Source organism: Wenyingzhuangia sp. 2_MG-2023 (assembly GCF_030548295.1).
GTDB lineage: Bacteria > Bacteroidota > Bacteroidia > Flavobacteriales > Flavobacteriaceae > Wenyingzhuangia.
The window spans coordinates 1-11,006 of the sequence record NZ_JAUOSB010000033.1 but is presented as its reverse complement, the minus strand read 5'-3'; the positions used below and the strand labels follow the sequence as shown (position 1 = coordinate 11,006).

General features: G+C 29.1%; 11 protein-coding genes, 2 pseudogenes and 1 CRISPR repeat array. Of the genes and pseudogenes, 4 read left to right on the top strand and 9 right to left on the bottom strand.

Annotated features, from left to right (window positions below):
* A pseudogene (locus Q4548_RS16225) lies at positions 1–725 on the top strand (IS110 family transposase); the annotation flags it as partial.
* A gap of 57 nt (positions 726–782) precedes the next feature.
* On the opposite strand, the gene Q4548_RS16220 reads toward Q4548_RS16225, so the two are convergent.
* The 5 genes from Q4548_RS16220 to Q4548_RS16200 all read right to left on the bottom strand — a co-directional run bounded on the left by Q4548_RS16220 (position 783) and on the right by Q4548_RS16200 (position 3,548).
* Positions 783–1,346, bottom strand: a complete 564-nt coding sequence (locus Q4548_RS16220; RefSeq protein ID WP_303456956.1) for a YIP1 family protein — start codon at positions 1,344–1,346, stop codon at positions 783–785.
* 229 nt (positions 1,347–1,575) lie between these two features.
* Positions 1,576–1,887, bottom strand: coding sequence for a type II toxin-antitoxin system RelE/ParE family toxin (locus Q4548_RS16215; RefSeq protein ID WP_303456953.1), 312 nt, complete (start codon positions 1,885–1,887; stop codon positions 1,576–1,578).
* The gene (locus Q4548_RS16210) at positions 1,875–2,111 is read right to left on the bottom strand and encodes a hypothetical protein (protein WP_303456950.1); all 237 of its coding nucleotides are present in this window, start codon (positions 2,109–2,111) and stop codon (positions 1,875–1,877) included. Before Q4548_RS16210 ends, Q4548_RS16215 begins: the two co-directional genes overlap by 13 nt.
* 355 nt (positions 2,112–2,466) lie before the next feature.
* Positions 2,467–2,757: a hypothetical protein gene (locus Q4548_RS17195; RefSeq protein ID WP_336622746.1), complete on the bottom strand. Its 291-nt coding sequence runs from the start codon at positions 2,755–2,757 to the stop codon at positions 2,467–2,469.
* A gap of 224 nt (positions 2,758–2,981) precedes the next feature.
* Positions 2,982–3,548, bottom strand: a complete 567-nt coding sequence (locus Q4548_RS16200; RefSeq protein WP_303456943.1) for a Crp/Fnr family transcriptional regulator — start codon at positions 3,546–3,548, stop codon at positions 2,982–2,984.
* An 84-nt stretch (positions 3,549–3,632) separates the two neighbouring features.
* On the opposite strand from Q4548_RS16200, the pseudogene Q4548_RS17390 reads away from it, so the two are divergent.
* A pseudogene (locus Q4548_RS17390) lies at positions 3,633–3,734 on the top strand (IS110 family transposase); the annotation flags it as partial.
* Here Q4548_RS17390 and Q4548_RS16190 read toward each other — a convergent pair.
* Positions 3,731–4,648: a hypothetical protein gene (locus Q4548_RS16190; RefSeq protein WP_303456941.1), complete on the bottom strand. Its 918-nt coding sequence runs from the start codon at positions 4,646–4,648 to the stop codon at positions 3,731–3,733. The pseudogene Q4548_RS17390 and the gene Q4548_RS16190 overlap by 4 nt on opposite strands.
* Positions 4,649–4,794: 146 nt before the next feature.
* A complete protein-coding gene (locus Q4548_RS16185; RefSeq protein WP_303456939.1) occupies positions 4,795–5,736 on the bottom strand; it encodes a hypothetical protein in 942 nt (313 codons plus the stop codon).
* Between the two features lie 144 nt (positions 5,737–5,880).
* Between Q4548_RS16185 and Q4548_RS16180 the strand changes: the two genes are divergently transcribed.
* Positions 5,881–6,129: a hypothetical protein gene (locus tag Q4548_RS16180; protein ID WP_303456937.1), complete on the top strand. Its 249-nt coding sequence runs from the start codon at positions 5,881–5,883 to the stop codon at positions 6,127–6,129.
* A 311-nt stretch (positions 6,130–6,440) separates the two neighbouring features.
* On the opposite strand, the gene Q4548_RS16175 is transcribed toward Q4548_RS16180, so the two are convergent.
* Together Q4548_RS16175 and Q4548_RS16170 are read right to left on the bottom strand one after the other, a co-directional pair.
* The gene (locus Q4548_RS16175; RefSeq protein ID WP_303456934.1) at positions 6,441–7,625 is read right to left on the bottom strand and encodes a YHYH protein; all 1,185 of its coding nucleotides are present in this window, start codon (positions 7,623–7,625) and stop codon (positions 6,441–6,443) included.
* Positions 7,626–7,907: 282 nt separating this feature from the next.
* The gene (locus Q4548_RS16170; protein ID WP_303456931.1) at positions 7,908–9,122 is read right to left on the bottom strand and encodes a hypothetical protein; all 1,215 of its coding nucleotides are present in this window, start codon (positions 9,120–9,122) and stop codon (positions 7,908–7,910) included.
* A 165-nt stretch (positions 9,123–9,287) separates the two neighbouring features.
* Here Q4548_RS16170 and Q4548_RS16165 point away from each other — a divergent pair, with 165 nt between their 5' ends.
* A complete protein-coding gene (locus tag Q4548_RS16165) occupies positions 9,288–10,331 on the top strand; it encodes an acyltransferase (protein WP_303456928.1) in 1,044 nt (347 codons plus the stop codon).
* A gap of 88 nt (positions 10,332–10,419) precedes the next feature.
* Positions 10,420–10,921: a CRISPR direct-repeat array (repeat unit 46 nt; unit sequence GTTGTGAATTGATTTCAAATTGTATTTTTATGTGAGGAATCACAAG).
* Between the last annotated feature and the right edge of the window lie 85 nt (positions 10,922–11,006).

Below are 11,006 nucleotides of genomic sequence, written 5' to 3'. Positions count from 1 at the left end.
TTATCCAAATGAAGCTGTCTAAAATAAAGACCGACAAGAGTGATTCTAAACAGATCTGTGAGTATGCAAAACAAGTAGATTTAAAGTAATGGCAAGGCAGTTCTAAACATCAAATAGAATGCTTACAAATGACAAGACTCCTTTCTGTATACACAAAACAGAAGACAATGTTAAAAAATAAGCTGCACGGAGAAACTGTTTTAGGAAAACCAAGTAAAGCAGTTGTGAGTTCAATAAAACGAAGTTTAAAACAGCTAGAAAAAGAAATAGACAACTTAGAAGTTAAATTATTGTTGTTGGTAAAAGAAGCTCACCAAGATGTTTTAACACGATTAAAAACGATACCAGGGATAGGAAATAAAACAGCCTTAATGTTAGTGGTTCTAACAGACGGTTTTAAACGATTTAATAGTGGTGGTGAATTATGCAGTTATGCTGGATTAACACCTATAATAAGGAAGAGTGGAAGCAGTGTAAATGGTAGAAGTAGGATCAGTAAAATAGGAAATCAAAAACTACGGAATTTATTATTTATGTGTAGTTTTAATGCCTGTAAATATAACAAAGCTTGTAGAGCAATATACGAACGAATTGTAGCCAAAGGAAAGAGTAAAAAACTAGCATTAATAGCTGTTTGTAATAAGCTATTAAAACAGGCCTTTGCTATCGCAAAATCAGGATTGATATATGATGATGGGTATAGAAGTGTTTTGGTAAGAAATTAATAAGTTTTTACTTGTTTTTTACCACAGTACTTTGTTGGGTACTGGCTTTTTTCGTAATTATCTAATCATTAAATAAATTATCAAACTTATAGTTCCAACATAAACAAGAATTTTAGGGCTAATAGATATCAGACTTTTTTTCAATGAAAATTTATTAAATCTTTTAGATCCAAGATATAAAATTCTCAGAGATATTAAATTGGTTATAATTATTACAGAATTTCTCAAATATTCATTATTCCAGTTTGAATCAAAAATGATAGTTTTTTTTAAAACTAAAATTATTATCGATGAAATAATTAATGGTATCAATGAATGAGCCACTACAGATTCAATATCTATATATTCCGCAACGCCTTTTAATTTTTTTCCAATCCAATAAATTAAATAACTAAACAATAATAATATTAATATTGTTAAAGAAACTTTCATAATTAACAGTGAAAATTGAAGGAAGAATCCTTCTTTTTTATTCTCAATAGAAAATTTTTCAATAAAACTCAGTAAACCATAGATTACAAATACAATAATACTTTTTGTATGTAATTCATCGGAGAAGTCATTTTCTATATTTTTAAATGCTTTTTTTGAATTTATAAATATTTGTATAAACGAATTCATTTTCAAACTTTCTTTTTTGCTTGTGCCCAACGTTTTTGTATAAGATTAGTGTGGGAGGTAGACAATGATTATATTGTCAGCCGAGCAACTAAGCTTATACTTATTATGTGTTTTTATCTTTGTCGATTTAAAAATACTCAAATAAGAATAAGCGACACGATAAAGAAACCAAAACTTTGGGCTAAACCATAAAAACCCACATTAATTTTATACGGTGTTGTACTACGTTTTATTTTAGTTTCAAGAATTTTAATAATTTTTCTGGATCTTGTCTATTGTCCCAGAACCCTGTAATTATTAATTGATCATTATTCACTTTATAAAGAATACTATAATGTCCTAAAGAAATCATTCGGGTTAGTTTAAAATCAGTTTGTTTTCCTAGTTTAGGGTTCGATTTTAAAATATGAGTTCTTTCTTTAATGCTCTTATTTAATTTTTTAGAATATTCAGTACTTTTATTTCTTTTGTTCCAGTAACTAAAAGTTTCATTTCTCTGTTTAACAGCCGTTTTTGTCCAAAATATATTTAATTCAGCCATTCTAAATCAGAGTTGTTTAATTCAGATTCTGAAATAATTTCTCCGTTTTGAATATCTTTTTCACTCATTAAAAGCATTTCAATATGCTGAGAAGATAAAGCAACTGTTTCATTTGTCGATTGTGTAGAGTCAAAAATATTACTAATTGCGGTCAATAATTTCTCGTTTCTTGTAGCCAGAATTCTGTCTATTAGATTATTTTTTATACTATCTATTGCTGTCATAATATTCTAAATTTCTGTAAAGTTCGACAAATATTCTATTTTTTCCAAATGTTGTACAACATTGGATAACATTCCCTCAAAAAAAGAAATACGTTATCAATGTTTAATTTATTTATAAAGTAGTTTTTTAAGGATGTTGTTCCTATGCATACTTTTCCATAAAATACAAGAGTTCTTAACAAATGATAGATGTGAAATACCTGCCATGAGCAATAGCAATGAGTGGTGTTTGATTTACTTGTTTGTAAAAATAAATTTTGAGGAACTGTATGTAGGAATGGATACACAAAACGTTGAAGTAGGATAGAAGCCTGTATTGGGTTTGGTTGATGGGGCACTGTTTTTGTCTTTATGATTAATATTTTATGGAACTAAGATATATCCATAAAATAAAAAATATTTGCAGTGGAATTCTAAACCATAAATACGTAATTCCATTTCCGTTAAAAGTTCCTTTTTGAAAATTCACATTATTTATTGCTGCATAAATATTAGCAGGTAGCATTAGTAGAAGAAATATAATGAATATCCATCCGGATATTTCTTTCATTTTAGGAATAAGAATACTAATTGCTACTAGAATTTCAAACACTCCTGTTAGATGAACTAAGGTTTCTTTATAGGGAATTGCACTAGGTATCATCATAGACATTCCTTTTGTGTATATAAAATGTCCAATTGCCGTAAACAGGAACATTATTGATATAGAAATTCTTGCTGATAAGAAAAGGTCATATTCTTTTTGTGTTATTTTTATTACAAAAAGAGAGATTGTAAAACTTAATAAAAGGACAATTAAAGGTTTCATGTTTTCTGAATTGATGAACTACAAATGTCAGAAAAGATAAAAGTATTGACAATGAACTTGAGTTAAGTAATGCGTTTTCTTATTCGGCTTAGAGCTTGTGGAGTAACACCAATATAAGAAGAGATATATTTTAATGGAATTTGTTTTAATAGATTTGGTCTTTCGGAGAATAAATCCAAATATCTTTCTTCTGCCGTTTTACTTAATAAAGAAAGTTCTCTTTTTGATTTTATTAAGAACATATTTTCTGCCATTTTTCGCCCAATACTATTTCCGCAATTTGTTTTTAAATAAACTTCTTGTAAATCTTTATTAGATATTTTTAGGATGATAGTTTCTGTTAAAGTTTCAATTTGGTATTGAGAAGGCATTTGTGTTAAAAAAGAATCATAAGCCGTTACAAATTCGTTTTCAAATAAGAAACCAAAAGTTAAGTCGTTTTCCTCTCTTGGAATATAAATTCTTACTATTCCTTTTGTGATGAAAGATAATGAGTTTTCAATTTCTCCAACTTTTATTAAAGAAGAATGTTTGTTGAGTTTAACTTTCTGTAATTTTGAAGAGAAAAACAACCAATCAGCATCATTCATTGGAGTGATGTTTTCAATAAATTTTCTTATTTCGTTCATTTTTGCTTGTGGCTAACAACAGATCACATCATTTGATAAGTTGTGAGTTGATTTGAAATTGTGTTTTTATGTGAGGAATCAACAGTCGTAGCTGTTTGTAATAAGCTATTAAAACAGGCCTTTGCTATCGCAAAATCAGGATTGATATATGATGATGGATATAGAAGTGTTTTGGTGAGAAATTAATAAGTTTTTACTTGTTTTTTACCACAGTACTTTGTTGGCTGTAGTAATTTTATTTTTTCCTTTAAATCATCAATAACTCTTATTATTATGAAAGGTATTCTTGAATGTTTATTTCCACATTTTTTACAAACTTCAAAAGGACCACTATATGTTTCAGGATCGTTTATTACTCCTGTGAATAATGTATATTCTGTCTGTTGTAAAATCAAATTTTTATAAAACTCTTTGTCTTCAATAGGGATATTTGTGTTATTTAATTTATCAACTAATAAGTCTAATAATTTTAAGATGTTTAAAAAAGGTTTGATATTTTTTTGATTTAGAGCTTCACTATCATTGTGTGGATCTAAATATGACCATTGTAAATTTTCTAAAAAATAATGTATAGCTAAACTTCCTTTATAAATTATTATTTCAGTTTGTTGTTTAGTAAAATGACCTACACTCTTTTCAGAATCATAAGTGAAGTTCTCGATGTTTTTTATAAAGAAATCATATAATTTTGAAATATATAATAAATTCTTTCGTTGATTTTCTTCTTTTTTTTGCTCATAGAATTGGTCTTGAATTAATTTATTAGCCTCAATTTGAGCCTTTAAAGCATAGAATACTAAAATAGCACCTAATAAATTTACAACAGGAGAGGTTATTCCTCCAATTGTATCACCTATTTGTCCAGTATTTGAAAAATTTGTTATATCAAATTTAGATGAAAATGTTAGTAAAATAGGGGATACTAATGTTATTATTATACCTATTAACAAAATCCATTTAGCATTCTTTAAGTTTTTATAAATTAAAGATTCTTCTATTTTTCTATTTTTTTCAACTTTGTTATCCATGAATTTTTTATTACATACAACGGTTTTGGCTAGGCTTTGTGCGGGAAGAAAATCGCCAAGATTTTCAGACACGGACTAAGCCGAAGCTTTTTGTTTGGTTTTGTTTCTTTGGTTTCACAAAGCCAAATCAACAAGATTTGGCGACTTAGTAAATATACACAAAACTTTGAGAAAGCACAGAACCCGCATGAAGTTTAGCCGGTGTTGGCAATAGTTATTTAATTTTTAAATATTGGGTCAATTTTCATTCTTGTTTCTAAAAGTTTAGGAATTTCTTCTTTTGATTTTTCTATATATTCGGTACTTTTATCTTCGTTTCCAAGATATTTTTCAACTCTAGCGAGATTATAATAAATTATTCCTCTACTACTATCTGCAATTTTCGCATAGCTCAATAAATCAGTTAAGACATTTTTTACTTTTTCAACTTGTTCTTTTTTATCAGAGTTTATTGCATTTGAAGTTAACCTGTCTGATTCTGACCAATAACTCAGTTTATTAGGTAAAGAAAGTAATTTTTCTGCTTGTTTGTCCAAATTATGGATGCCATATAAAAAAGCAATTATTTTGTTTTGGTCATCAGAATGTTTTATTCCAATTCCTTGATTTTTTATAATACCTCTAGTTAAAAGAGAAAGAACTGAAGCGAATGAAACTAATAAAATAATAGGAAGTTCGTTTTTTTCGTCTTTTTCTTCATTTTTGTTTTCGTTATTAATTTTTTCTCCAATAATACCTTTCCCTCTCAATTTTACTTTAGGTTCATCAGGAAAATTCACATTTGAAATGGCTAAAATCGAAGCCTTAAAAGATTCTTTGGGGTTAAGTGATTTAGTAGAAAATTTAATTTTTAAAGAATCATTTTCAGTTTGTATATCAATAGGGAAATCTGAAGAAAAATTCACTTCTTTTATATTGGCAGGATATAAATTTATTTCTCCAACAATTTCTTCAGCTAATTTATTTCCTAGGTTTTCAAACTTTATATGATAAATGTTTAAATTTTCCTTTTGACTTTTAAATGGAAGTATTTTTTCGGTATGAAAGTTTAAAGTTGGTTTGTCTGTTTGTAGATTAAATAGTATCATTCCACCACCAACAGTTACTATAATTGTAATTACAGCTGATAAAATACTTTGTGTCCAATTTATATTTTTCATTTTTTTCTAATTATTGCCAACATTCCACGTATAAGATGCGTAGCATCGCTATGCAACTTATGCGGTGTTCTGAACCGTTCCTTAAAAAAGGCTGTGCCGATAGGCAAAATACAACTACTTACATAACAAACTAAAATAATAAAAATGAAAATACTAAAAGCAGGAACAAAAATAACTACGGTGATAGGAGGTATAGAAGCTTTTATCGTTGGCGTATGCATAACAATGGAAACAGTTGAATATAGAGTAAGATATTTTCATAACGGTGAGGAAAAAACAACTTGGCTTTATAGATATGAAATAGAAGTAGCAAAACCTAAACAACAAGCAGGGTTTGGGGCAAAACAAGTAAATCAAAATAACGATAGTGAAATATTATTAATGCAGGGATAATTCACGTAGCTACTGAATCAGCCTTTTTTAAGGTATGGTTTTGAACATTGGATAACATTCCCCCAAAAAAAGAAATACGTTATCAATGTTTAATTTATTTATAAAGGTAGTTTTTTAAGGATGTAGTTCCTACGCATACTTTTCCACAAAACACAAGAGTTCTTAACAAATGCTAGATGTAAAACACCTGCCATGAGCAATAGCAATGAGAGGTGTTCGATTTACTTGTTTGTAAAAATAAATTTTTAGGAACTGTATATAGCAATGAATACACAAAACGTTGAAGTAGGATAGAAGCCTGTGTTGGGTTTTTACTCTTTTACTGCTGTATATCCAGATAGCCCGTGTAAACATTTTATAATTTGGTTACCACCTGGTTCTCCAGCGTGATAATGATATCCTCTTTCATCATCAGAGTGTCCGCCACATTCGTCTAAAGCTGTTGGCTTGTTTCCTTTTTTATCTAATAAGCCATAAATTCCAAATCCGTCAATAGCATACCCAATAATTGGCGAGTGAATATCAGTCTGCGGAATTTCTTTTGTTGAGCCAGTAACAGCGTGATAATGATAACCTCCGTGTGGATTTACGTGTCCTCCGTGGTCGTCTAAAGGTGCTATTGTATGAGCAGCTAATATTGCGTGTGTTGGTGCAGGTGGATCGTATTTAACTCCGTTGAAAGCAAGTCCTATTCCGCCTCTTCCAAAACTTTGAGCAGTTTTTATGTATTTTGGTGTAGCTGGAATTACAAAAGTGGTTACTTGGTCTTTGAAATATTCGGGCAAGCATTCTACACAATAGTTATGATATTTATCTTCTACGTTTGGTTTTGCAGCTGCCAAACAACCCTCTTCTGTATCGGTAACTCTGATTGTTCCATCCTCTCTATATAGTTTCCATTTATCATCGCTGTAGAACTCATCTAAATTAGCAATAAAGTGTCCTGAAACATCATAAACTTTATCATCTTTAAACCAAATACCTGCTTTTTCCATTCCATCCTCAATATGTCTTGGACACCAAGGCCCCATTTGATGTTCGGTTGCTTGAGAGTTTGTTTTCATTACATAACAAAGTGTTTCAACTCCATTTAATTCAATCATTTGTTTTTGAATTCCGCCAATTATGTTTTCTGAAATAAAGTAATCTGTATTTACTGGAATTACCTTAACTGAAGCATCAATTTCATTTGACAAATCTTTATTTGTAGTTGTTTGTTGTGGCGGTCTATTCCCTTGATTCTTTTCTGCTTTGTTAAGCTCTTCTAAAGTCAGAAAGCCATCATTGTTACTATCTATATGGGTAAAGTCGTTAGCAATAGGTCCTTTGACTTCATTTTTTGATAATTTTTGGTCTCCATTACTGTCCAATTCCGAAATTATTTGTGTAGAAGAAGGTCTTTGTCCATTTGGTCTTTGTTGTTCTTTTTTTCCTTGGTTTGATTTGCAAGAAATTAAGATGGTAAAAGCTAATATTATTGATAAAGTATTTTTCATGTTATCATTTATTTCAATTCGTATTGTACTTGTTCTATTCGTAATTGTTTGGTGTTCATCACAAGGTATTTCAACATTGAATCACATTGTTTGATAAGTTATGAATTTATTTTAAATTGTGTACTGATGTGAGGAACCGCAAACGGATAACGGTCTAGTATATGATTTTGTTGCGTGTTTACGTGTTTAAGTTAGCAAATAAATGACAGCTAAAATTCTGATAGCACTTTGGTAAGTAGGCTCTAACTAGCAATGAATGCTACGGGTTGTTAGGCATGATTGTTATTCCACGTCTGGTATAATCCAATCTGCATTTCTTACAAAAAATATGTATTGAGCATAATCTGTTGTAGAACTCCCTTCAAGAATATCAAATCCTTCCCAAATAGGTATCAAACTTTTTGTTTTTGTTCCTCTGGTAGATTGTAAATAAGGTGAATTTTTTGAGTCTAATTTTATTAAACTTATGGTGTTTGGTTTGGTCACTTTTTTATAATCAGCAATTCCTTTTATATACATAAACAACCTACTATCATAAGAGAATTTAAATCTTGTAAACTCTTTGCCTTTGTCTTGTAAGAACTTAGGTAGTGCTCTACTTTGAACGGTTAATCTTGAATCTACATATAGTGCATTCATACTAACCATTTTATTTGAAAATGGTAATAGCGTATCTTTTTTTATTCTACCAGCTAAAGTATAATCATATGCTTGTAAAGTATGTGCAAAACCAAACCCTCCATAAAACGTTTTATTTTCCCATTGATTTTGCTCGTAATACCTCTTAAAGTTTGTGTACATAAACTTATCTCTGCTTTTTATCTTGTTCAAATTAGAAAGATTGAAGTAAATGTCTTCAAGCAACTTTAAATCTTCAATTTCAATGTTATGATCCTTATCATTCAAGACTTTTTTTAGCATATTTTCAGACCATAAAACAAGTTCTTTATTATCTAAAGGAATACTTACTAAATATTTATTTGGAAGTTTTTCTTTTAGTAGTTTTCTTAAAAGATTATGATCTACAATTTTATCGATACCAATCAGTTTAAATTTTGAATTATCAGGTAATTCAGCATAATATTGACGCATTTTAACCCATTTCTGTCTATACTGCTCAGATATACTCCCTATATAAACTACCCAATTTTTAAGTATTTCTTTTAGAGTTAATTCATTTGAGCCTTCTAAATATTTCTGAAGATAATACCCCTGTATTAAGTCCATTTCCGCCAAATAATAATCAATTTTTCTGTTTTCATTGATTTGTGTAAACATTGCAAAATCAATTCGTGGTGAGGTATTGACCTCGTGTATCTCTCCAACAAAAAAGAGTTTTTGATTATAGAAATCATTGTCTAACGAATGAAATTGTAAAGAATCAGACAAGGGAAGAACTTCGGTATTGTTTTTTAGATAATTGACATATTTACTGGAAGAACAACTCGCAATTAAGGTTGATAAAATTAGTAAAGCTATTATGTTTCTTTTTTTCATTTTTGCTTTTAATTATGCACAACAATGGATCGCATCATTTAATACGTTGTGAATTGATTTCAAATTGTATTTTTATGTGAAGAATCACAAGAAAAAAAAGTGCTGTTAGTTGTTAGCTAAAATAAAAAAACACAATGAAAAACCATTGCTAGACAGTTAGAAAATATGAAAAAGAGACTAATTGAATTAGATGCTTTGAGAGGAATTGCAGCGCTATTTGTAGTAATATATCATTACACCATTAGGTATGATTCATTGTATGGTCACGATTTATTTTTAGATACTAATCATTTTCAATATTACAGTCAAGGAGTTCAGTTATTCTTTATGATAAGTGGCTTTGTGATTTTTTTAACATTGAACCATGTAAAAAAGCCAATGGACTTTGTAATTTCTAGATTCTCTAGATTGTACCCGCCTTTTTGGATTGCAATTGCTACCACATTTATAATTGTATGTTTATTTGGATTGCCAGGTAGACAGGTTTCATTCTTGACAGCTTTGAAAAATATAATTATGTTTCATGAATATTTCGGTATTCCAAGTGTTGATGGAGTTTACTGGACTCTTAAAGTTGAACTCACATTTTATTTTTGGATGTTTTTAGCCTATTCAGTCAATACATTAAAAAAGATCGAAATATTTATTTTACTTTTCATGACGGTTAATGTATTTACTCATCAAGCTGATGTTAATTTTCACCCTCAACTTGAAAGTATTCTTTTGTTTCAATATTTACCATTTTTTGCTATTGGTATTTGTTTGTATAAAATATTTTATAAAAAACAGAATAAATTAACTGTAGTAACTTTGGTTTTAGCTTTGGGCACAACGTTTTATTTAAATTCGCTTACTCTATTTCTTTTGTACCTGCTTTTTACCATTGTATTCTTTCTTGGTATTAAAGGTAAAATATTTATTTTGTCAAATAAAATACTCATTTTCATCGGCTCAATATCTTATTCTCTTTATTTGCTTCATCAGAATATTGGTTATGTGATTATTAATAAAGGTTATGTTCTTGGTGTAAACCCCTTGATTTCTATTTTATTCGCATTAATTATTGTAATTATTATATCCTATATCTCGTTTAGATTTGTTGAGGTACCTAGTAGCAAACTGATAAAAAAATATTATCATAGTTTTGATTTTAATATTACCTCAATACCACAATTAATTAGGAATAAACGAAATGATGACAGCGCATAAGTAATAGCCGTGATAGTGATAGATATAAACATTGTAATTTGAAGACATTTGAGTTCCGCAGTCAGCTACTATTTTTACAAATACTTTTGTTGTGAATTGATTTCAAATTGTATTTTTATGTGAGGAATCACAAGTCTTAGATGAATTAAACCTAAATAGAGGTAGTTGTGAATTGATTTCAAATTGTATTTTTATGTGAGGAATCACAAGAATTTTCGGAAGAACAACCGCCATTTAAACGTTGTGAATTGATTTCAAATTGTATTTTTATGTGAGGAATCACAAGGCACCACAGAACACGCAGAATTCTTTAATAGTTGTGAATTGATTTCAAATTGTATTTTTATGTGAGGAATCACAAGATTACTAAGTTCCCTACTCTCAATTCTTTTGTTGTGAATTGATTTCAAATTGTATTTTTATGTGAGGAATCACAAGATTTATGGACACAGACAATTAATAGATTTTGTTGTGAATTGATTTCAAATTGTATTTTTATGTGAGGAATCACAAGACTAGCTCCTTTAATTAAGTCTGCCGTGGTGTTGTGAATTGATTTCAAATTGTATTTTTATGTGAGGAATCACAAGGCACCACATGTTTTGACCCCTATAAAACAAGAGTAATCTTTTAAATTTCGGATTATTAATTAAGCTGCTTTATTTTTAGTTAAAA